The sequence below is a fragment of the Prosthecobacter algae genome, from assembly GCF_039542385.1.
GTDB classification, from domain to species: domain Bacteria; phylum Verrucomicrobiota; class Verrucomicrobiia; order Verrucomicrobiales; family Verrucomicrobiaceae; genus Prosthecobacter; species Prosthecobacter algae.
This window is the reverse complement of sequence record NZ_BAABIA010000002.1, coordinates 254,252-278,534: the sequence shown is the minus strand read 5'-3', so window position 1 is coordinate 278,534 and position 24,283 is coordinate 254,252. Positions and strand designations below refer to the sequence as shown.

The following is a 24,283-nucleotide window of genomic DNA, read 5'->3' as shown; positions in this document are numbered from 1 at the left end:
CCCAGAGACAAAACACCCTGGCAGAATCGGCGGAAACAGAATGTTATCATGTTGCATAGTTTGTTAGGTTTGGGTGGTGCCAACACGTTAACATGAAGTGTGAAAAAACTGTAACCTGTTGATCGTCAATTTCGTCACGCTAATCACATCGCCAAAGGCTTTCGTGGTGCTTTGTATGGCGGCTCGTCACTATGAGCCCCCCAAGAACTTCGATCGCTGCTGAAACCCGTGTATGCCTTGCCTTCTGGCTGGCGATGGCAGTCCTTCTGGCTTTGTTGCCATCATCTTCGGTGGCTCAGGATCTGCCGCCGCCGCCATCCACGCAGTTTGGCACTTTGCAGATCCGCCAGAATGACAACCTGAACACGACTACCTCGATCACGATGACCCGTGGCCCTGGCAGCACGCTGCGCTGGGAGCCGGTGACTTTTGCCTCCAATCGTGGGGATTACGGCATCAGCTTTCTCAATGAGAACGATTTTACCTCAGGGACTCTCATCGCTTCCGTGTCTGAAAATGGTCGCGACAACAGTTCTGTGGGCGATGCATTCGGCATTTTTTATCCCACCGTTTCAGTGGCTACGGCGACGGGGACAGATCCTCCGACTGCATATTTCTTCGCCATGGCGCGGGCCGCGCAGGGTTCGGAGGTCAATGCAAACGTCTCTTTTGGTTACTTCCCTTATGACAAGTGGCTGGGAGGCACGGGGTGGATCGGCGACCGCGGCAATGGCCTGCCACTGAACCGTTTCAATGGCAGTCCGGGCCTGGGTCTCAGTGCCAACCTCGTTGACATCGGTTCTGGGGTGACTCAGTTGGACCTGCGCACGGTGGATCCCACCGCCACGCCTGCCAATGGCATCGTGCTGGTGAACCATGCCAAAAACGAGGACAATTACGCCTCCTCTGTGGTGCAGAATGACGAAATTACGGGAGAGCCGGTCAACTGGCGTCTTCACATCCGTGACAACGGTACCAGTAGTCCGAGTCTCGCCCGTCCTGAGACGGAGCAAGACCCTGTGACCTTTGTCTATTTGCCGGTGAACAAGGTGGGCACGGATGGCTTGCTGGCGCTGGGCCGTGTGAACAATGACGCAACCACCGATGTTGCTGGGGGTGTTTTTCAGATTGAAAGGAGCGTTGTTGACGGTGTCACTGTAGACGGGCGGTGGTATCTGAAGATTACCGGAGGCAGCCCGGCCACAGGGACGCTGCTCATCAGTCCCGAAGGCGGTGCCTTGAACAACATGGACAACATCGTGTCCTATCAGTGGGATGCGGCGAACAGCCGGTATGTGATTGAGAGCCGGGACATCATCAATGATTCGACTCTGCCTGTGCTCCAGGGCGGTGCAGCCGCTAAAGAGGACATGTTCAGCTTTGCATTTTTTGCCGCCCCTGTCCTGCCTGAAGTGTTTGTGACCTCACCGACGGAGGGGCAGGTCTATACCAGTCCTGCTACCTTCGCGGTGACGGCCGATGCCTCTGACTTTAATGGCAATGTGGCCCAGGTGGAGTTCTTCCGGAACGGCACCTACATTGGGGTGGATACTGAGGCCCCTTATTCCGTCCAGGAGACAGATCTTGCCGGTGGCCGTTATATTTATACGGCACGCGCCACGGACAATGACGGCCTGGCTCCCCGCAGTTCGCCTGTGACGGCTGTAGTACAGATGGATCCGGTCAACCCCCCGATTCAAACGGCATTGTTCTTCGACGGCTTGGTGGAGCATGTGGCGACCAATCCAGCTCCGCAACTGGGCGTGGGCGGTCCTCCAACGAAAGGGCTGACGCTCGAATGCTGGTTCCGCAAGGAGGGTCTTGGGGCCACGGCCAGTTCCGGTGTGGGCGGGATTGTGGTGCAGCCGCTTTTTGCCAAGGGGCGCGGTGAGTCCGACAACAACAACACGGATACGAACTATCTGGTTGGCATCACGCAAGATGGCCTGCTATGCGCCGACTTCGAGGCTTTCCCGACACCGGGAGTGGTCGCTGGCGGGGCAAACTTCCCGATCTTCGGTACGCATGAGCCTGTTCAGGATGGGCGCTGGTACCACGCGGCGGTGACTTACGATGGCGAAGTTGGTGGCTGGAAGCTCTTTTTGGATGGTGTGCAAGTCGCCACCCGCAGCACCCCCCCTGGTGCCATGCCACGTTATGACAGCAATCATCGGTTCGCCATCGGAGCGGCGTTGAACACAGCCGGCCAGCGCGCAGGCTCCTTCTTTGGGGCCATTGATGAGGTGCGTGTGTGGAACTATGCCCGCAGTGCGGCAGACATTGCTTCGACGAAAGATTCCTCGGTGGTCACGGCTGCTGGTCTGGTGGGGCGTTTCGGTCTGGATGAAGCCACAGGTGTCAATGTCACCAGTTCGGTGGATGGCCTTGTCGGTCAGGTGAGAGGCCCCGTAGACGGAGGTGGCCTGCCGGTCGCAGGCTGGCAGCCACTGTGGGTAGCCGGCGCACCACTGACGAATCAGGCCCCTTCACTGGTCCTTAACACGCCCAAGTCCAATCAAGTATTCCGCAGTGCAACGCCGATTCTGATCTCCGCCACCGCTGGTGACCTGGACGGCAATGTCGTGAAGGTGGAGTTCTTCGATGACGAAACCAAACTGGCCGAGTTGACTAGCGCACCTTATCAGTTCCTGTGGTCTCCAGCCCAGGCTGGTACGCGTGTGATCCGGGCTGTTGCTACCGATGACGATGGTGCCGTCGCTGCACAAATGGTGAACATCACCGTCATCACGCCTTCAGATCTTCTGCTGACGGAGTTGCATTCGAATCCTTCTGGCACCGCTCCTGTGGGAGTGGGTGACTATTGGGAGCTGACCAATTTTGGTTCCACCACCATCTCCCTGGCTGGATACACCTGGCATGATTCCGGTCGCAATCGCAATGCTGCTCTTGCCTGGGCTTTCCCTGAAGGCACCAGCCTCGCCCCAGGTGAATCGATCGTCTTCACTCCGGCAGATTCCGCTGTGTTTAGAACTTGGTGGGGCCTGCCACCGACCACCCGCGTTCTGCAGTCTGTCGGGGCTCCTGGTTTGGGACTGAATGATGGCGTTGTGCTTTACGACAGTGCCGGTGCTGAGGTCTTTTACTTCAGTTATGCCGCAGGCGGGTTCACCCGTTCCAATGGTCAGCCATCCCTCGGCGGCCATGCGGGGGCCTCGGCCGGCGGTTTGGCCACGGAAGCCTTGGTTTGGGATCCAAACTCGGGTCGTGGATTGCCTCGTTACATGGCCGCCAGTTCGGGCGTGAATGGTGGCGTTCAGGCCTCCGCGGGAACCGATGTGGGTTCCCCAGGCGGCTCCGGTGGCACAGGCGTCGATCCTGCGACATTGCTGCTGCTGAAGGTTGCACCTGCCACTTTCAGTGAAGGTGCAGGTGCGGCTGCCGCTGTCGGGACCGTCGAGCGTTATGGCGATGTGGCGGCTGATCTCACCGTCCAAATCGTTTCTGGCGATGCTTCTGAAGCGACCGTGCCAGTGTCCGTAGTCATTCAAGCTGGGCAGTCTGCTGCCACCTTTGAGGTCAGCGCCGTGAATGACATTCTTGCAGATGGCACTCAGCAGGTCTTGCTGACTGCAACGGCTCCGGGTGTGTCCTTGGCCTCTGCCACCCTCTCCGTCCAAGACGATGGTGACGTGGCTCCGCCCACACTCTTTGTTACCGAGATTCACTCCAGCCCTTCGGATGCTCTCGGCGCGGCAGACTATTGGGAACTGACCAATCATGGAACAGCCACAGTCAACCTGAGTGGCTACACTTGGGATGATGAAAGCCGCTCTTTTGTGGAAGGTCAGGCTTGGGCATTCCCGAACGGAACCAGCATCGCTGCGGGTGAGTCCATCATCATTACCACGGCAGATCCGGCCGCTTTCCGCACTTGGTGGGGGCTGGAGCCCACGGTGCAGGTCGTGCAGACGGTGGATGCTCCAGGGCTGGGCCAGAATGATGGCATTGCCTTGTTTGATAATACGGGCCGTGAACTGTTTTTTGTTAGCTACGCGGCACAGGGCTTCCTGCGGCCGGATGGCTCGGCTGCGCTGGGTGGTCACGCGGGTGTTTCGGGTGGCGGTGCCACGACGGATGCGCTCGTCTGGGATGTGCCTTCGGGCGTCATTTCTCCTCGTTACGTGTCGGCTCGTGTCGGCACTTATCAGGCTTTCCAGGCGCCGGGTGCGACCGATATCGGTTCCCCTGGCCGTGGTGCAGCCACCGTGCCGGTATCATACACCCTGCAGCTCTTGCACTTCTCGGATGCACAGGGCAGCTTGCTAGCCCCGCAAACAGCGCCGAACCTCGCCGCCTTGGTGGATGCCTTTGACCAGGACTACGCCAACACCCTGATCGTCTCCGGTGGCGACAGCTTCCTGCCCGGCTCCTTTCTCAGCGCCGGGGCAGACCCCGCCCTCAACGCCGTGGCCTCCGTCGCCGCCACCGCCACAGGTCGCCCGGACCTCGCCATCCACAACCTCATCGGTGTGGAAGCCGCCATCCTCGGCCACCACGAATGGGACCTCGGCTCCGCCGTCCTGGCCAATGCCCTGCAGCCCGCCGGTGCCTGGGTGGGCGCCCAGTTCCCGCTGCTGTCCCTGAACCTCGACTTCAGCGCCGACAGCCAGCTCTCCGGGCTGGTGACCACCATCCCGCTGGACACCGACGACAGCCTCGTGCCGGAAGCCTCCACCGTGAAGGGCCGCTTGGTGCCCGTGACTGTGGTGAACAAAGGCGGTGAAAAAATCGGCCTGATCGGCGTCACCACCCAACTGCTCGCCTCCCTGACCAACCTGGAAGGCACCGTAGTCAAAGGCGGCAACAGCGTGAACCTCGACGTCCTCGCCGCGCAGATCCAGCCCAGCATCAACGAGCTGAGCAGCGAAGGGGTCAGCAAGATCGTGCTGCTGTCCCACCTCAACGACCTGGCCCTGGAACGCGCCCTGGCCGTGAAACTGGCCGACGTGGACATCATCGTGGCCGCCGGATCCGAAACCCGCCTGGGCGACAGCGACGACACCGCCGTGGTCTTCCCTGGCCACGAGGCGACCTTTGAAGACACTTACCCGCTGCTGGCCGAAGACCGCAACGGCACGCCGCTGCTCATCGTCAATACGGACAGCGAATACAGCTACCTGGGCCGCCTGGTGGTGGACTTCGACCTGGAAGGCAGGCTGATCACCAGCTCGCTGCCAGACCGGCTGCCCGAAAACGGTGCGTATGCCGCAACCGCCGCCAACGTGGCCGCTGCTTGGGGCGTGGCCGAGGCGAACCTCACAACAACCGCCTTTGCCGCCGGAACCAAAGGCGCGCAGGTGAAGCAGGTGACCGATGCCGTGCAGGCCGTGATGACAGCGAAGGACAGCATCGTGTATGGCTACAGTGCCGTGTATCTGGAAGGAGCAGCCCCGAGCGTGCGCAGCCAGGAAACGAACCTGGGGAACCTGGTGGCCGATGCCAACCAGCAGGCCGTGAGAGGGATCGTGGGAGGGAACGAAGCCATCGTATCGCTCAAGCACGCCGGAGGCATCACAGGTCCGGTGGGATCGATCAACGGCCAGGGAGGCGTTGCTGAAAAAGGCCCGACGTTGGCCAATGCAGCCGTCGGCAAACCAGCGGGAGCGATCTCGAAGCTGGACATCGAAAACGCATTGAGAGGGAACCAGAAACTGATGGTGTTTGAAACGACACCCGCAGGGCTGAAGGCGATCCTTGAACACGGCGTGTCGCAGGGGACCAATCAGGTGCAGTTCCCACAGTTGGGCGGGGTGCAGTTCGCGTGGGATCCAGACTTGGCGGTGGGATCACGGGTGCTGTCGATCGCGTTGCTGAAGGATGACGGGAGCGCCGGAACACCGATCTACAAGGCAGGGAACCTGGGCAGCGGACTGCTGCCGGGAGCACCCTCGGTGATCCAGGTGGTGACATTGAACGGCTTGGCCAATGGCGAAGCCGGGTACCCGATGAAAGCGAACGGAGAAAACTTCCGGTATGTGCTGGGAGACGGGACGCTGGGAGCGGTGGTGTCCGAAGGGCTGGACTATACAGCCGTCGCCCAGGTGCCGGTCAATGGACTGAGCGAGCAGGAATCGTTGGCGGAGCATGTGCAGAACCGTCATGGGAACTTGGCGCAGGCATACCGAGTGGAAGAGAGCGGAGCGCAGCAGGACACAAGGACGCAGAACGTGAACGTGCGTGCGGATACGGTGCCACCGGTGACGGGAGCCGACAGCGATGGCGACGGCCTCACTGATATCGAGGAAATCATGCTGGGAGGAAATCCCACCACACGTCTTCGGGTGGGTGAACGGGTGAATTTGAACCTGGGTCTGTATGCTCAGGCTGGCCAGACGCTGAAGATGGTGGGTCGCCTGCCGCCAGGACTAACATTCAATGCAACCACGGGTCGCCTCACAGGTGTACTCGGTGGAACCGCCGCACTTTATGATCTGCAACTGCAGGTACTGGTCGGTGGCAAGATCGTCAAGACGATCATTGTGCCTCTGGTTGTCGAGGCCTTCCCTGCCCGTCTGCTCGGTAGCTATGAAGCTTTGCTGGAAACGGCCACGGATCTGCCTCAGGGCATCGTGCGGGTGACAGTGACACAGTCGGGTCTGTGGTCTGCCACACTGGATCTGCGCGGCACGGCCCGCCGTTCCTCGAAGGGAAGTTTTGAACTGATGTCGGGCAGCCGTCAGGTGAGCCTGCCGATGGTTTTCAAGAGCAGCCGCACCACGCCAGAAGTCACGGTGCAGATGATTCTGGACATTGACAGCCCGCAGGTGACTGGCACGCATGCCGGCACCGCTTCCAATGGTGCTGTGCGTGGCATGCGCATGGCCACCTTCGGGGCCAGCCCACCGACGACTCGCCGCATGAATGTGGTGCTGGATGCTGGCACCCAGGATGGTGTGGCCTATCCGGCTGGCCTAGGCTGGGCCAAAGGCACGGTGACAAACAAGGGTGCCGTGAACCTGGCGGGTGAATTGGGCGATGGACAGAAGATGACGCTCTCCTTGCGCCTCGGTGTGACCGGCCAGTCCCTGGCCTGGGTGCAGCCTTACAAAAACAAAGTGGACTCTTACTTTGGCGGTGTGTTGCCTGTGCCGAATGTCGGCCAGCCTGCGGCCATGACGCCGGCTTTGGAGTCCGGCACCATCTGGTTCAAAGCGGCAGATGCCAAGGAGTTGAGCTACGACACCGGCTTTGCAGCCCCTCTGCCTGTCAGTGTCATCGCCACGGCTTTCGATCCTGTGAAAACCGTAGTCGAGCTTGAGACGCTGTTAGGCCTGACGGCTTCGACCTTGAATGTGGAAATAGAGGGCGCTGGCTTGAGCTCCACCACCGGAGTGCCGATCGTCCTGCCAACCGCTTTCAAGCTGGCCACGACCTTCTCGCTGACGACCTTTGCTCCGGTCAATGGCCCCCCTGTCCCATGGACAGGCAAGATTAACAAGGCGGACGGCGGCCTCACCGGCGCGCTGACTTTGCCAGCCAGTGCAAACACCCTCCCAGGCAAGGCGGCCGCGACAGGCATCCTCCTCCGTGGCCTGACGGATGGCACTGTCGGCGGCGGCATCGTCCGTGTGCCTGTGCCTGGCAAGAAAGGGCAATTCCGAACCGCGTCCCTGCTGCTGCAACGCTGATCCTTTGCTGACCACCAACCCTTTATTGAATCTCCTGAAAGATGAAAGTTAGATCCCCCCTTCTCCTGGTGCTGTTCAGCCTCGCGGCCTTGCCCTTGTCCAGCGCCGTGGCGCAGACAACTCAAGTCGGCACCATCTTGGTGCAGCAAAATGATGCTGGTAATGCCGTCACCTCAGTGACGCTGACACGCTCGGCTGGCAGTTCCTCCTTCTTTACTCCGGTCGCGACTGGTTCAAGCCGGGGAGACTTTGTTTTGAGGTTTGAAAACACCGACAATGTCGCCGCTGGCACCCTTATCACTTCTGTGGCTGAGAACGGACGGGACAATACGGCCTTCGGTGACACCATTGGGCTATTCTATGCGACCTCCAGTGCTGAAATCACCGGCACCAATTTCTACATTCCTGTCAATGACAGCGCGCGCGAGGGAGAGGTGAACATGAACGTCGCTGCGGGCTTCTTCCCTTACAGTCGTTGGCTCGGGGGCTACGCCCGCAACGCGGCTGGGGACAATGGTGCGCTTACAAACCAGTTGCGTTCTCATGCGAGTATCCGCTTGGGGACGGAATTTCGCACGCTGGGTTCCGGTGTGTTCCTTCTGGACCTCCAGTCTCCTGCCGCAGGGGGGTATTCTCCTTTGAATGGTGTGTTGCTGGTCACACATGCCAAAAACGAAGCGAACTACGCCACTTCCCGCGCCAATCCAGATGGCACCTTCAACCTATTTGTGCGAGGCAACAATGCCACGAGCATTGCCAATGAGCAGGACCCGATTGCTTTTGTTTACCTGCCAACAACCTCACTCAATACCGATGGTCTGATCGCCCTAGGCCGGGTGAATAGCAATGCCACGACTGACGTGCTGGCTGGCCCTGCCCAAATTACCAAAGGTCCCACAGGACGCTGGTACTTGAAGATTGAAGGACACAGCCCTGAGACGGGTACACTTCTCGTCAGTCCCGAAGGTGGTGCTGCCAACAACATTGACAACATTGTCAGCTATCAGTGGGATGCGGCGAACAACCGCTACATCATTGAAAGCCGGGACATCCAGCCTCGTCCCGACCCGGACGCGCCGCTACCCCTACCTGGTCTTCAAAACGGTGCAGCAACGGAAGACATGTTCAGTTTTGCCTTCTTTCGTGCGCTCAAGGCTCCCTCTGTTTCCATCAAGGCTCCTCTGGAAGGAACCTCCCTGGTGGGTCCTGCCACCTTCACGGTAGAAGCCGAGGCCATCGACGAAGATGACGGCATCAGCCGGGTTGAGTTTTTGATCAACGGTGTGCTGGCAGCCACGGATACCACGGCCCCTTTCGAGCTGCCGCAAAATGCCCTGCCTGCAGGTAGCTATCGTTACACGGCACGTGCTGTGGATATCAACGGCCTCACGGCCAGTGCCACCGTGCAGATGTCTGTTACCTTGGATCCCAACGTGCCTGTGGCCAATACTGCTCTGTGGTTTGACGGTGTGAATGATCACGTGACCCTGGGCACAGCGCCAGAACTCGGCGTGGGCGGCCCTCCTTCCAACGGCTTTACCCTCGAGTGCTGGTTCCGCAAGGAAGGCCAGGGCGTGGTAGCCGGTGGCCTGGGGAACCTGCTGCCTCTCATCAGCAAAGGGCGCGGCCAGGCGGATAACAGCACGCTCGATATCAACTATGGTTTGGGCCTGACGGCGGGTGGACTTCTGAGCGCCCAATTTGAAGCCTTCCCGGTCAATGGGGTCGCAGGCGGGGCCGACTTCTCGGCAACGGCCACGCATACGCCGGTGGTGGATGGCCAATGGCACCACGCTGCCGTCACCTACAATGGCACGACGGGCACCTGGGAGTTTTACCTGGATGGTGCACCCGCAGGCACCGTGGTGGGCACACCCGGGGCACTGCCTCGTTATGACAGCATTCAGCCTTTTGGCATTGCCACGGCCTTCACTTCGGACGGTGCTCCTCAGGGGGCCTTCCCAGGCGTGATTGATGAGGTGCGCATTTGGAACTATGCCCGCTCGGCCACAGACATCCTCAGCCATCGCGATGCGTTCGTCCTGGATGCCGGCGGATTGGTGGGCCGGCTGGGCCTGGATGATGGTCGCGGCGCTCAGACTTCCAGTAGCGCGGGTAAACGCACCCGTGGTACTCTCGTGAACGGTCCTGTTTGGGTCAATGGTGCGCCTATGATTGGGCAGGCCCCTCAGGTCGCCCTGACACGGCCACTCGCAGGAGACCGCTTCCTGCCCGGCACATCCGTTTTCCTGGCTGCGGCTGCCGCCGATCTGGATGGCAACGTGACGAAAGTCGAGTTCTTCGAAGGGGCTAACAAAATTGGCGAAGTCACCGCTTCACCGTTCGTGTTTGAGTGGACTGCTGTTGCCGCTGGGTCTTATTCCCTCACCGCCGTGGCGACTGATGCCTCCGGCTTGGTGACGACCTCCGATGTCGTGGTGGTACAGGTGGTGGATGTGTCTCCTCTCATCATCTCCGAAGCGCAGTCCAGCCAGTCCGCCACGGCCCCGGTCGGGGCAGGGGACTATTGGGAGCTGACCAATGCGGGCGCAGCACCTATCTCACTGTCCGGATACCGCTGGGACGATTCCCGCCGCAGCTTCAGCGCCGCACTGGCCTGGGCCATCCCTGCTGACACCACCATCGCCGCCGGTGAATCGGTGATTTTCACCAAGGCGGATCCTGCCACATTCCGCGCCTGGTGGGGCCTTCAGCCGACGGTGCAGGTGATCCAGAGCCTTGGCGCTCCAGACTTGGATGCCAATGACAGCATCACCCTCTACGACAGTGTCGGCACGGTGGTAACTTCCCTGTCCTATGCTCAGTCGGGGTTCAATCGCAGCAACGGTCTGCCTTCACTCGGCGGACATGCAGGTGAATCCGCAGGCGGTGCGGCAACGGCAGCGCTGGTTTGGGAAGCTGCCTCCGGCTACATCCAGCCTCGATATGCTTTTGCAGGTGCAGGCACCAACGGTGGTGTCACCGCTGTCACAGGGAGCGATGTCGGTTCCCCTGGCAACGGCGGGGGCCCAGCGCAGGAACCTGCGGTGGTCCTTTCTCTGGCCATCGCTCCGAAGGTCTTCCTTGAAAGCTCCGTCAATCCGGCGTCGGTTGGAACTCTGTTCCGCAGTGGCGATATCACCGCTGCTCTGGATGTCTCCCTTCTTTCCAGTGACGTCTCCGAAGTCACCGTGCCAGCACTCGTAACGATTCCTGCTGGCCAGGCATCGGTGACCTTTGCGGTGACGGCGGTGAATGATTTCCTTGTGGATGCAGCACAGACCGTTCAGGTCTCCGCCCTGGCTCCAGGTGCCACCTTGGCCCGGCAGGAACTGACCGTCCTGGATGATGGCGATCTGCCACCGCCCGATCTGCGTGTGACCGAAGTCCAGTCCAGCCAGTCCCCAGAAGCCCCGGCGGGTGCCGCAGATTACTGGGAGCTGACCAACTTCAGCAACCGCGTGGTGTCGCTAGAAAATTATACTTGGGATGACAGCCGTCGCGATGTGACTGCGGCCCAAGCCTGGAAGCTCCCTGCGGGCATCACCATGGCGATCGGTGAATCCGTCATCATCACCACCGCAGATCCGGCGGCCTTCCGTGCCTGGTGGGGCCTCGCTCCGACGGTGCAGGTGCTCCAGACACCCGGCGCGCCCACCCTGGATGCCGATGACAGCATCACCCTTTACACAGAGAGCCAAGTCGAAGTCTTTACTTTTGGTTATGCTGCCAATGCCTTCACCCGCACCTTTGGCCTGCCTTCCTTAGGTGGCCAAGCAGGGCCCTCAGCAGGCGCAGCCAGCGATTTCATCGCCCTGGTTTATGACCCTGCTTCCACCGCGCAGGCACCGCGTTACCTGGCGGCCAATGGCTACCGCCTCGGCGGCCGTTTCGCCACAGTCGGCACGGATGTCGGCTCTCCCGGTGTCATCAATGGCGCGTCGGTCACCCCGCCTGCACCTGCCATCACCACGCGTGGGCCTTTGCAGTTCACCCATGTTTCCACCGTGCCCCTGGCTGGCTCGGAAATCTCCGCCTATGACGCTGCCAGCAAGCGCCTCTTTGTCACCAGCAGTGTCGGCTTGCAGATCCTGGCGATGAATGATCCCGCCTTCCCGGTGAATCTCGGCACGGTCAATTTCACCCAGGCTCCTTTCAATCTCACCTCCACCGACATCACCAGCGTCGCCGTCCGCAATGGCGTGGTGGCTGTGGCCGTGCCGAATGCCGTCAAGGATCAGCCCGGCCGCGTCGTCTTCCTCAATGCCGCCAGTGGCGCACTTCTCAGCATCGTGACCGTCGGCGTGCTTCCAGACATGATCACCTTCACCCCCAACGGGGCCCGGGTTCTCACCGCCAATGAAGGCGAAATGCAGGCCGGTGGCGCAGATACCGCTCCAGGCTCGGTTTCCATCATCGAAGTCGCTGGTGGTTTCGCCGCCCCGACCGTGACCACCGTCGGCTTCACCGCCTTTGATGCCCAGGCCGCCGCGCTCAAAGCTGCAGGCGTGCGGATTTTTGAAAGCCCTCCCGGTTCTGGCATCCTACGCCTGCCTTCGCTCGATTTTGAGCCGGAATACATCGCCGTAGCTCCAGACAATCTCACCGCCATGGTGGTCTTGCAGGAAGCCAATGCGGTGGCCATTCTGGATCTGACTGCCAAAGCCTTCACCTCCATCAGACCTCTGGGCGAAAAAGACTTCAGCACCTTGCTGGCTGACTTCAGTGACCGCGATGCCGAGGGCGGCAGCACCGGTGCCAACCTCCTGACCACGGGTAATCCGGTCTTCGGCCTCTACATGCCCGATGCCATCACCGCCTTTCAGGCCAAGGGCCAAACCTATTATGTGACCGCGAACGAAGGCGATGACCGCGATGACTTTCAGACGGAAACCATCCGCGTCGGCGCCGGTGGTTATACGCTCGATCCCACCGTGTTTCCAAATGCCGCAGAGCTGAAGGCTAACAATAAGTTGGGTCGCCTCACGGTGTCCAATTCGGCGGGCCTTCGCGGTGACACCGACAATGATGGCGATGTGGATCGCATCCTGGCTTACGGCGGACGTTCCATCTCCATCCTGAATGCGGCTGGCGAAATCGTCTACGACAGTGCAGATCTCATGGAGCGCCTGGTCTCCAGCCTTGGTCAACCTTGGTTTGACGATGGCCGCAGTGACAACAAGGCCGCAGAGCCCGAAGGCGTGGCCATCGGTGAAATCGAAGGTCGCTTGTATGCCTTCGTTGGCCTGGAGCGTGCCCGTGGCGTCATGGTCTTTGACATCACGGATCCCGCCCGTGTCGCCCAGGCAGGATTTGTCAGTCTACCTTCAGATCAGAATCCTGAAGGCATCACCTTCATCACAGGTGCCCAGTCACCCAATGGCCAGCCCATGATCGCAGTCACCAATGAGACGAGCAACACGCTCAGCCTCTACAACGTCAGCCGTTACACCCTACAGCTCTTGCATTTCTCGGATGCGCAGGGCGGTTTGCTAGCGCCGCAAACAGCGCCGAACCTCGCCGCCCTGGTGGATGCCTTTGACCAGGACTACGCCAACACCCTGATCGTCTCCGGTGGCGACAGCTTCCTGCCCGGCTCCTTCCTCAGCGCCGGGGCAGACCCCGCCCTCAATGCCGTGGCCTCCGTCGCCGCCACCGCCACCGGTCGCCCGGACCTCGCCATCCACAACCTCATCGGTGTGGAAGCCGCCATCCTCGGCCACCACGAATGGGACCTCGGCTCCGCCGTCCTGGCCAGCGCCCTACAGCCCGCCGGAGCCTGGGCCGGTGCCCAGTTCCCACTGCTCTCCCTGAACCTCGACTTCAGCGCCGACAGCCAGCTCTCCGGACTGGTGACCCCCATCCCACTGGACACCGACGACAGCCCCGTGCCCGAAGCTTCCTCCGTGAAGGGCCGCCTGGTGCCCGTGACCGTGGTGAACAAAGGCGGTGAAAAAATCGGCCTGATCGGCGTCACCACCCAGTTGCTCGCCTCCCTGACCAACCTGGAAGGCACCGTGGTCAAAGGCGGCAACGCCGTGAACCTCGATGTCCTCGCCGCGCAGATCCAGCCCAGCATCAACGAGCTGAGCAGCGAAGGCGTCAGCAAGATCGTGCTGCTGTCCCACCTCAACGACCTGGCCCTGGAACGCGCCCTGGCCGTGAAACTGGCCGACGTGGACATCATCGTGGCCGCCGGATCCGAAACCCGCCTGGGCGACAGCGACGACACCGCCGTGGTCTTCCCTGGCCACGAGGCGACCTTTGAAGACACCTACCCGCTGCTGGCCGAAGACCGCAACGGCACCCCGCTGCTCATCGTCAATACCGACAGCGAATACAGCTACCTGGGCCGCCTGGTGGTGGACTTCGACCTGGAAGGAAGGCTGATCACCAGCTCGCTGCCGGACCGCTTGCCTGAAAACGGTGCCTTTGCTGCGACGGCAGCCAATGTGGCCGCCGCCTGGGGAGTGACGGAAGCCAACCTCACAACAACAGCCTTCGCTGCCGGAACCAAAGGCGCGCAGGTGAAGCAGGTGACCGATGCCGTGCAGGCCGTGATGACAGCGAAGGACAGCATCGTGTATGGCTACAGTGCTGTGTATCTGGAAGGAGCAGCCCCGAACGTGCGCAGCCAGGAAACAAACCTGGGGAACCTGGTGACCGATGCCAACCAGCAGGCGGTGAGAGAAATCGTGGGAGGGAGCGAAGCCATCGTATCGCTCAAGCACGCCGGAGGCATCACAGGTCCGGTGGGATCGATCAACGGCCAGGGAGGCGTGGCCGAAAAAGGCCCGACGTTGGCCAATGCAGCCGTCGGCAAACCAGCGGGAGCGATCTCGAAGCTGGACATCGAAAACGCATTGAGAGGGAACCAGAAGCTGATGGTGTTTGAAACGACACCCGCAGGGCTGAAGGCGATCCTTGAACACGGCGTGTCGCAGGGGACCAATCAGGCGCAGTTCCCACAGTTGGGCGGGGTGCAGTTCGCGTGGGATCCAGACTTGGCGGTGGGATCGCGGGTGCTGTCGATCGCGTTGCTGAAGGATGACGGGAGCGCCGGAACACCGATCTACAAAGCAGGGAACCTGGGCAGCGGACTACTACCCGGAGCACCCTCGGTGATCCAGGTGGTGACATTGAACGGCCTGGCGAATGGCGAAGCCGGGTACCCGATGAAAGCGAACGGAGAAAACTTCCGGTATGTGCTGGGAGACGGAACGCTGGGAGCAGTGGTGTCCGAAGGGCTGGACTTTGCAGCCGTCGCCCAGGTGCCGGTCAATGGACTGAGCGAGCAGGAATCGTTGGCGGAGCATGTGCAGAACCGTCATGGGAACTTGGCGCAGGCGTACCGAGTGGAAGAGAGCGGAGCGCAGCAGGACACGAGGACGCAGAACGTGAACGTGCGGGCGGATACAGTGCCACCGGTGACCGGAGCCGACAGCGATGGCGACGGCCTCACTGATATCGAGGAAGTCCTTCTCGGCATCGGGGACAATACGTTGCTGCGCGTCGGTGACTATGTGGACCTGAATCTCGGTGCTTTTGCTTCCGCAGGTCAGACGCTGAAAATCGTGGGCCGTCTACCGGCTGGCCTAACGTTCAATGCAATCACGGGCCGCCTCAGCGGTGTGCTTACTGGCACAGCGTCGCTTTATGATCTGCAATTGCTGGTCATGCAGGGAACCATCCCGCTCAAATCCTTTAACCTGCAGCTCACGGTCGAGGCATTCCCTGCTCGTCTGCTCGCCAGTTATGAGGCACTGCTGGTGGATGCCAATGGCCTGCCCAAAGGCATCCTGCGGCTGACCGCGACGCGGCCTAGCTTGTGGACGGGATCTTTAGAAGTCATCGGTCAGGGCCGCCGTGCCGGCACAGGCAGCTTTGTGTTGGTCCCCGGCCGTCAGCGGGCTGAAATCCAAATGGTCTTCAAGGGTTCTGCGACTGTCCCACAGGCCAATGTCACTGTGACCATCAATGCGGAGTCCGCACTGGTGACGGGTACCTTTGCTTCTGGAACGGTGACTGGCGACCTGCGTGGCTTCCGCCTCGCTTCTCTGGGCGGCAGCCCACCCGCCATTCGTAAGCTGAACCTCGTTCTGGATGCAGGCGTGCAGGATGGCGTGGCATACCCCGCCGGGTTCGGTTGGGCAAAGGGCTCCGTCACCACCAAAGGCGCTGTCTCTCTCAAAGGCCAGTTGGGAGACACTCAGGCCCTTGTCCTTACGGCCAATCTGGGCGTGACTGGTCAGGCCCTCGTCTGGACCCAGCCTTATAAAAACAAGGTGGACTCCTACTTTGGCGGCGTCATGCCGCTGCCAAACTTGGGGCAGCCGGAAGCCACCATCGAGCAGCTTGTGCCTGGCACTTGGTGGTTCAAGGCCGCCGATGCCAAAGAACTGAGCTATGATGCAGGCTTTGCAGCCCCGCTGCCAGTCACGCCTGTCGCGGCGGCATTCGATACCGTCAAAACAACCACGGAGCTGGAAACCGCCCTGGGCCTGACGGCTTCGACCTTGAATGTGGAAATCGAGGGCGCGGGCCTCAGCAGCACCACCGGTGTGCCCATCGTCCTGCCCACTGCTTTCACGCTCGCTTCTAACTTTTCCCTGACGACCTCGGCCCCGGTCAGTGGACCTCCCGCCGCATGGACGGGCAAGGTCAACAAGGCCGATGGCAGCCTCACCGGCACGCTCACACTGCCAGCCAGTGATGGCACCCTGGCCGGTAAAGCGGCGGCCAGTGCGGTCCTTCTTCAGGGCCTTCCTTCAGGTGAAACGGTCGGTGCCGGTCTCATCCGCGTGCCTGTCCCTGGCAAGAAAGGTCAGTTCCGAACTTCCTCCCTGCTGATTGAAAAATAATCCCCCCGGATGTTTACTTCCCCCCCCCACGTTCCTCTTGGTCATCCTTCAGGTACTGCCGCCGCGCACTGCTTGCGAAGTCTAACATTGAATGGTGATGGGGGTGGCCCCGGTCGCCCTCCGAGGCGGGGTTTTACCCTGGTGGTGACCTTGGTCATCCTCGCCGCAGTGACCATCCTGGTGGTGGGTCTCTACGGGATTGTCTCGCGTGAAAGTCAGACCTCCGCCAGCTACGATGCCGTGGAGCAGGCAGATCTTGCCGTGCAATCCGGGCTCGACCGTGTCGGTCTCATCCTGCAAGGGGCCTTGGCCGATGAGCTGGGGGTGGTCTTTTCCGCCCCCCTTTCGCCAGCGCTGGATGAGAAGCAACGCCCGCGCGAAATGCTCATGGTGGCCAACTACGATGCCACGGCCAAGCAGTGGAAATACCAGCCCCTGGCCTCAGGGGTGGCCAGCCCGCCAGCGGGTGACAAGTTGCAAATGCCGGCTTCCGAGTTTGAAAAGAAACCTTCCACGGATCCCGCCGTCGGACCTTCAGTGGAGGCCAGCGAATTAGAGGCGCGAAAGCTTCCTGCACCGGCCCCTTGGATGGCCCGTGTCCCTCGTTATTGGATGCAGCTTCGCCTCCCTTCAGACCCTGGAAAATCTGAGTCGGAAGGTGAAGACTCGGCTGAGGGAGAGGAAGGTGAGGAGAAATTGGTCGCCCGTTATTCCTTCTATGTGGAGGATCTACAGGGCAAGCTCAGCCTGGCCAATGCGGGCATCCATGATCGCGACAAGGACCTGCCTTATCACGCCACTGACTTGGTGAATGAAGTGGTGCCCGGGCCGGTTCCTTTTGTGCCAGGCCTGTTCATTGATCCCGGTGGCCGCTGGCGGCGGAGCCCCTCTTCCGTCTGGACTCTCCTGCGACCGGATGTGGAGCCACTCACCTCCGGCGGCACCCCCCAGAGCATCAATGCCATGCACAGGCGGCTGACCGCCATCAATTCCAAGCGTCTCTCTTTCAGTCCAGACATGTGGCGGGAATTGCTGATCGCGCCCGATCCTCTCACGGACTGGCCCGGCCTGGACCCGGCGCGGTTGAGTGGCCCGACGGCCCGTCTTGCCAATGGCTCCCTGGTTGATGAGCAACTGCGGGCGCTTGAGGAAAACACCACCGGTTACCTTGCTCCCTATGATGAACTCGCCCTCGTGCCTCATGGACCAGGCTTCGCCTACGGCGGCGAGCGCAAGATCAATCTCAACGAGGTCTTGAACAAGATCGGCGCGGACGTGGGCCCCACGACCCATAACACCATGTCCACGGAGGTGGATCGTATGGCCAGGCACATTGACCGTTATCTACCAGAATTCAGCCAACGTGGGGGCGGATACACGCTGCCTCGCCGGGTGGCGCTCACCCAGCGTGATGAACACCAGATGGCCTACCTCAAAAACTTGGCAGCAGGCATGATCGATTATGCGGACAAAGATGCCCTCCCCTCCATCAACGTCGCTTTCGGCGGCGCTGGCAGCGAATCGGACGAAGCTAACATTGAGTACCGGGGAACCGACGCCCACCCCCTGGTGAACGAATACTGGCAACGCCATCGGTTCGAGCGTTTCCTCTCACGTGAGGTGGAATGTTCCTTGACCGACTATGTGGAACTCTGGAATCCGACGAACCAAGAGATCACGGGTGAGATAACTTGCTGCTTTGAATATCGCGGTCGTTTCTCCGTGGGCTTACGCAGCTACCCCGTCATGTCCTCACTCGGCCTGACTGTCTCCGGCAAGCCTGAGGAAATCTCCGGGTTGAACGGGCTGTGGTTCACTCCACAGACCATCACCCTCAAGCCTAACGAAATCCGTGTCATCGCCTTTGATCCCGTGCGATTCAAGCTGGATGGTGGTGCTGAGGGCAATGTCACCGGGGTGCAGTATTTTGGCCAGCCCGCCAACGGCAACGATGACCGCGAAAGTCGTTATCGTCTCGCCTTCCGCCCATCCGGCACCACCGACTACACCGTCGTGGACATGCCCTTTGCTCCGCTGGAACGTTATCAGATGAGTTCCAACCTCAGTGTGCGCCAGCGGTTCAATGTCAACCAGCCTGGGCTCTCCTACCGCCTGCGCGACAAAGACTGGGCCTTCAATGTCGGCGATACCCGCGCTGCCTACTATATTGACTATCATCAGGAAGTCATTGACTACGATGACGGTTCCAGCCCCTGGGGCCGCAACTTCCGCCGCTTTGAAAACTTGGCCGGGGAGTCGCGCACTTACCTCTGGCCCGATGGCGGTCACAACAGCCTCCCTTGCCCCACACGCATCGGCTCTTTCGACCGAAATCCGGATGACATCACCATGCAATCGCCTGTCAATCCCACCAACAGCCTGGCGGAACGGCAGAAGTTTGTGCAGCGCATTTCCAATGCCGGACGCTTTTACAGCACCACCGAACTGGGGCACATTTTCGATCCCGTCATGTGGAGCCCCCGTGGCACCACCTGGAGCGACTCCAACATGCCCAAGGGCGACCTCCTTGAATATGATGAGCATGCCGACATCCGGCCAGGTGAGGTTAAAATTGATCCCAGCTCCAACGAACTTGATGCCCATAAACGATTCTGCGGTGGCAACACGCTACGCATTGGCCGTATGGAGCACAGCCTCTTCCGTCCTGACTATCGCGCGCAGCCGGATTCGGGTCGCCCCGTCCATCGCGGGCTGGCATCCTCCTCTTTGTTAGACCTGTTCCATTGTGGGGACAGCAACTCCCTCGAGGCTGCGCGCATTACCGGGCCGCTCGTGCGCATTGATGGTCATGTGAATGTCAACACGGCCAGCCGCGAAACGCTGCGGGCACTCATCGCGGGCAGGCTGTCTTCGGATCCCTTGCTCAAAAAAGACAGCAACGATGCCGAACCCACCGCCGAGAAGCCCGTCGTCCTGCTGCCTGCCTCCACCAGCCGAACCAAGGCGCAGGCGGACATTATCGCTTCGGCCATCATCCAGAACCGTCCTTATGTTACCCCGGCGGAAGTGGCTGAAAAAGCCGTGCTCTCCCAGGCTGATGCGGCGACCCTACAAGAAGATCCCGAACTGCCGCCGCTGGAGGCGAATATGCCCGTCTTTGGCTACACCAAGCGGGATGAGGCGGAACCCCGGCGTGTGCGCCCGGAATGGAGCGATGCGGCGGCAGAAGAACTCTTCAGCCGCCTCTGGAACAACAGCACGGTGCGCAGTCGGCACTTTCAGGTGATCGTCTGCGGCCAAGCCGTCAAGATGGGACGTGATGGCAAGGCAAATGTCGTGGCCACCCGCTCGCGTCTGTATCATCTTTTTGTTAGGCCTGTCCGCAATGCTGATGGCACCCTGGAACGCCAGGTGGTCGAGGTAACTTATTCACGCGCCCTTTAATTTCACCGCCCATATCGTTTTCCAAAATCGTCTGACCGAAGTGACAAGAGTGCCGTTTGCAATCTTGGTCGCGGATAAGAGACCGTCAGTCTCTTCATTCGGCAGATCATTTAAGACAAAGATTGGGAAATCGGTATAACCAACCCTTGTCTCACAAAATTGACACACGGCATTGGTTGTTCGTCAGCACTTATCAGTGAACTGAAGTGACCACGAAAGCTGTCTTAAAACCATGTTGATCCCCCCCTCATTCATGCGGCGACAAAGCCCCTTCCGTCAGTTGAAGCTACGTTCTGGCGGTTTCACTCTGCTGGAAATCCTCGTCGTGATTAGCATCATGACCATCATGATCGGTCTCGTTCTCGGCAAATCTGGAGCGATCAGCGGCACCCAGGGCATGACTGCCATGCATCAGGTCACCGCCATGTGCGACCTCGCCAGGGCGCGTTCACTGCGTGGTGACGGCACTGTTCTCATGGCCTTTGCGACAGTGAATGGCGGCCTCACAGGTGAGCCTTATCGTTCCGTCGTTCTTTGTGCCGAAGATGTCACCACGGAGGATCCTGATGACTATGCCGCTATCTCGGAATGGTTCCATCTTCCCCAAGGTTATGTCTTTACCAATGTGGGCGCAGCCTCTCCCAATGCGGGCGCCAACGTGCTGACAGCTCCCAATGCGACTCGCCGTGTCAGATTGCCTGGCAATGGTCCGAGCGTCGAACTCCCCTGCGTGGGTTTTGGATCTCTGGGAGAGGTGGTGTTTCCTGAGGCTGATGCCAATTCTTTGGACTCGCTGTTGATCGCCATCGCGGAAGGCCAGGCCAGCTCCAGCGGGCCGCTGTCGAAAAAAGGCGAGGTACATCGCCCAGACGAGTGCCGCTGGCTCGCCGTCCGCCGAAATTCCGGATCCCCCATGATTCTGCCATGATTGTTCACTTCTCATCTTTTTCTCCGTCTGCTAACCGCACACACCGTCGGCCTTCATTCAAAGGTTTCAGTCTGGTCGAGTGCATCCTCTCGGTGGCCGTCACCGCCACCAGTCTGCTCGCCATCATTGGCATGCTGATGGGTACCCTCGGTGTGGCCAAAGATTCCAAGGTGGAGACCACTTCCGGCGTCCTTCTCCGTCAATTGGCAGGTGAAATTCGGGAGATGCAGGCACCCACCTTGCCCGATGCCGAACCTCAGCCAGTGATCCTGCTCATGGATGAGTCCATGAAGATTTTGGAGCACAGCCGCTTCGAGGGTAGCAGCGTGCGGGAAATGTATGACTCCGGTGCTTCCCAGGCATCGGCCGCCTCCTTCGCACGGATTGATCGTGTGCCCAATCCCGAGGATCCGCTCATGGACCGTATCATCATCCGTGTCGAATCCCCTGCGGCTGCCCCTGCTGCCATTCGCACGGTGCGTCGTTACGCCGCCCTGAGCCCGAAATAATCCAACATGCGAGGAACTCTGAAAAAGAAAACGCCTCTATCTTCTGGCTCTGCTGCGCGTGTGGCGGCCCCGCGTGGATTTTCGCTGGTGGAGCTTCTTGTCACCATCTCGGTGGCCTTCATCGTCATTACCGCGCTCATGCAGAGCATGGTCGCCACTCTGGATTCCTGGACCAAACAGGATAAGCAGTTCTCTAGCCAGCGGGAAGGCCGCGCCGCCTTGCGCCTGTTGACGGATGATCTGGCCTCCATTGCTGTCATCCCGGCAGGAGGGCCTCTGGCAGATGATCCGCAGGCGGTGGCCGGGAAGCAGCCGATGCGCTTTCTGCTCCAGTCAGGCACGCCTACTTCCACCTCCACTTCGCGAATGGCCTTTTTGCGGACTGTGAAGCGTGCAAGCAAGGGAACCGACAGTGGTCGGGGAGATTTGCAGTTGGTACTCTATGGCATCGCCCTTACGCCCGATGGAGGTGCCAGCGGGGTGGAGGAAGATGCCAGCAGCCAGAAGCTGGTGCGCCGCGAGTTTTCACCTGCGGAAACCTACCGCAGGCTGGAAGGCCACCGCATTGGCGGCCAGCCCATGGTCTTTGAAGAAGACTGGAAGGAACTGGAAAGTCTGCCCAAACCCACCACGGGAGAAGAGACCCCTGCGGCAGCTCCTCCTTCAGCCCGCAATGCAGTGCTCGCGCATGACGTCATCCGCTTTGAATGCAAGGCCCTAGAAAGCCTGATGCCTGGCCAGCCGGTGCCGCAGCCCTGGCCCACGGAGCAGCTTCCCAAGTGGGTGGAAGTCACCCTGCGTGTCACCAATCGGCAGACGGGTCGCTTGCTCAAGAGTGCGCAGGATTGGCGCGGTGAAGGAGTCCGTGCGGCAGCCATCACCAATGGCACACCGGAAGTTTACGAGGACGATGCTGAAGTGCGCACCTTCTCCATGCGCCTGCGCCTGCCTCCCGTCGCCTTGTAATTCCCTCCGGCGTTGTCTGCCCTGTTTTGTTGAAATCTGCCATGAACGCTTTCGTGAAAACCTCCCCCTTTCAATCTCGTCGCTTCATCCTTGCGGGTGCCGCCTTGCTGCTCACAGCCTGGCTTCCGCTGCCGGCCCAGGAGGCCCCAGGCCTAGAGGTGCCGCCAGATTTGGCCTTTATCCGGCTGGTCAATGCCGTCGGCCTGCCCGGTAGGCTGAAGGTGCGCATCAATGGCAATGAGGCCGATCCCGCAGGCTTTCAGCAGGGAGATGCTACGGGAGCTGTGGGCCTGGCTCCCAAGTCCTATCCGGTGGAACTGGAACATGAGACGTTGGGGAAGGAAACCCTTGAGGTTCCGTTGCAGACCGGGCAGATCACCACGGTCATTGCTTACATGACGGAAAAGCCAGCCCTGGACCCCAAGACCAAAAAGCCTGCAAAAGGTGAAGCTGAAAAAAAAGGCCCCCGTCTTGCCTGGCACTTGGATCAGTCGCCCACGAGCCCGCCGGACCTGAAACAGCCTAGCTTGACACTCGTCCAACTGACCTCCGCCGACGAGATGGACTTCAAAGTCTCAGGCACACCCGCGACCGTTCCTGCGGCAAAGCCCGTGCGCGTTCCCATCACCCGCGCCATGGGCGCTTTCCCAGAGGTGCACTATCAGAATAAGCCCGTTAGCCTGCTCAACTTCAAGTTTCCTGCGGACCAGCTTGTCGTCTTCTTCACTGGCGATGACGGCACCCTCAAGCAAGCTCCGATGCGCAACGATGTTCAGTAAGATCTCAGGACTCTGCGGTTAGTTCCGCAACCTCACCGGGCCTGGAGATGAGAATAGTATGAGGCGCAGAATCGTGTCCTCAAATATTCTTTTGGATGCTTGCCTAGGCTGCATCTCAACTTGATTCCCGGTTCAAGTGAAGTATCTCGGCGGTCAACGGCAGTTCCCGACGTGAGCAGCCGAACAACTAAAATCTATTCCGAGGTTTTATGGGCGAGCATTCTTCACCGTCTCAGGGCATTGAACCGAACTTAGCGGTCATGCGGCAGCATCGGGTTGTTAATAAATTACTTTTTGTTAGGCTGATTGCTGCCTTGTTCTTCATGCTTTCACTGGCGGCCCAGGCCGGAGTGTTGGACCGCAAACCTGATTATACCGATTACGATGTGCCTCTTTACGAGCAGATCACCAACCGGATCAGAGCCAAGATCCTGGCCCGTTTAGGCGAAGGGACAAACACCCGCGACCGCTACTTCATCATCCCGTTTGCCTATCAAAACAAAGGCAACGCCCCCGAGTTTTCGCATTCCTTCATGTCAGTCATCCGGGTTTTGGCTGACCATCGGCAGCGTCACCTGACGGCCGGACTCACCAAGGGGACCTACAAACACCGGGAGTTTGAGGCGTTTACCATTAGCTGGCTGCCCCACGATTTTTCGACCAACCCTCATCTGTGTGTCTTCAAGGGTTTTGGCAGCCGCCTCTTTCCCAAGATGAACGCCTGCCCGCTGTCTGTGGGCAGGGACTTCAACCTCGCAGAAACCATCCAACTGGCCGTGAATGCCAAAAACGCGGTCTGCATGTGGGGGCCCTATGAGATCAGCCAGGGAGGATTCGACCTCGGTGTGCAGCGCCTGCGTCTACTCGAAAGCGGTGCCATCATGTATCGTGCAGATGACCGCCTTTATCGAAAGAACAGGTCGGCCATCAACTGTTTCCACGCCATGGCAGGGCTGTATGATCTCTATCCCAATGGCGGGATCTTTGGCACCGGTTTCAAGATGTGGGGCGTCAATGGCACCGCGCGAGTCCTGATGGAATACAGGGATACGGCGAACTTGCGCGGTCTCCTCCTCGAGACTGTGGATGAGAAGAAGGACCGCTTCGGCTTTGTTTATGCCGATCCCAATGGTCGTAAACCTTACAATCCCTTCAAGGTGGCGTCGGCTTATCGAAAATAACTGCT

8 protein-coding genes are annotated in these 24,283 nt (G+C 60.0%); all 8 read left to right on the top strand.

Annotated features, from left to right (window positions below; all coding sequences use genetic code 11):
* The first annotated feature begins 254 nt into the window (after positions 1-254).
* The 8 genes from ABEB25_RS04535 to ABEB25_RS04500 all read left to right on the top strand — a co-directional run bounded on the left by ABEB25_RS04535 (position 255) and on the right by ABEB25_RS04500 (position 24,278).
* Complete coding sequence (locus ABEB25_RS04535; protein ID WP_345735193.1) at positions 255-7,649, top strand: lamin tail domain-containing protein; 7,395 nt, start codon at positions 255-257, stop codon at positions 7,647-7,649.
* A 41-nt stretch (positions 7,650-7,690) separates the two neighbouring features.
* Positions 7,691-16,510: a choice-of-anchor I family protein gene (locus ABEB25_RS04530; protein ID WP_345735192.1), complete on the top strand. Its 8,820-nt coding sequence runs from the start codon at positions 7,691-7,693 to the stop codon at positions 16,508-16,510.
* A 144-nt stretch (positions 16,511-16,654) separates the two neighbouring features.
* The gene (locus ABEB25_RS04525) at positions 16,655-19,915 is read left to right on the top strand and encodes a hypothetical protein (RefSeq protein ID WP_345735191.1); all 3,261 of its coding nucleotides are present in this window, start codon (positions 16,655-16,657) and stop codon (positions 19,913-19,915) included.
* A 253-nt stretch (positions 19,916-20,168) separates the two neighbouring features.
* Positions 20,169-20,843, top strand: coding sequence for a pilus assembly FimT family protein (locus ABEB25_RS04520; RefSeq protein WP_345735190.1), 675 nt, complete (start codon positions 20,169-20,171; stop codon positions 20,841-20,843).
* On the top strand, positions 20,840-21,352 hold the full coding sequence (locus ABEB25_RS04515; protein ID WP_345735189.1) for a type IV pilus modification PilV family protein: 513 nt from the start codon (positions 20,840-20,842) through the stop codon (positions 21,350-21,352). Before ABEB25_RS04520 ends, ABEB25_RS04515 begins: the two co-directional genes overlap by 4 nt.
* A 6-nt stretch (positions 21,353-21,358) precedes the next feature.
* Complete coding sequence (locus ABEB25_RS04510) at positions 21,359-22,318, top strand: PilW family protein (protein WP_345735188.1); 960 nt, start codon at positions 21,359-21,361, stop codon at positions 22,316-22,318.
* A gap of 41 nt (positions 22,319-22,359) precedes the next feature.
* Positions 22,360-23,097 (top strand): hypothetical protein, encoded by a 738-nt coding sequence (locus ABEB25_RS04505; RefSeq protein WP_345735187.1) that lies wholly within the window; start codon positions 22,360-22,362, stop codon positions 23,095-23,097.
* 323 nt (positions 23,098-23,420) lie between these two features.
* The gene (locus ABEB25_RS04500; protein WP_345735186.1) at positions 23,421-24,278 is read left to right on the top strand and encodes a hypothetical protein; all 858 of its coding nucleotides are present in this window, start codon (positions 23,421-23,423) and stop codon (positions 24,276-24,278) included.
* The last annotated feature ends 5 nt before the right edge of the window (positions 24,279-24,283 follow it).

Bases quoted from the DNA above. Each gene is read 5' to 3' on its own strand.
- ABEB25_RS04535 (WP_345735193.1), top strand. From the start codon at position 255: ATGGCAGTCCTTCTGGCTTTGTTGCCATCATCTTCGGTGGCTCAGGAT.
- ABEB25_RS04515 (WP_345735189.1), top strand. From the start codon at position 20,840: ATGATTGTTCACTTCTCATCTTTTTCTCCGTCTGCTAACCGCACACAC.
- ABEB25_RS04505 (WP_345735187.1), top strand. From the start codon at position 22,360: ATGAACGCTTTCGTGAAAACCTCCCCCTTTCAATCTCGTCGCTTCATC.
- ABEB25_RS04500 (WP_345735186.1), top strand. From the start codon at position 23,421: ATGCTTTCACTGGCGGCCCAGGCCGGAGTGTTGGACCGCAAACCTGAT.
- ABEB25_RS04520 (WP_345735190.1), top strand. From the start codon at position 20,169: ATGCGGCGACAAAGCCCCTTCCGTCAGTTGAAGCTACGTTCTGGCGGT.
- ABEB25_RS04510 (WP_345735188.1), top strand. From the start codon at position 21,359: ATGCGAGGAACTCTGAAAAAGAAAACGCCTCTATCTTCTGGCTCTGCT.
- ABEB25_RS04530 (WP_345735192.1), top strand. From the start codon at position 7,691: ATGAAAGTTAGATCCCCCCTTCTCCTGGTGCTGTTCAGCCTCGCGGCC.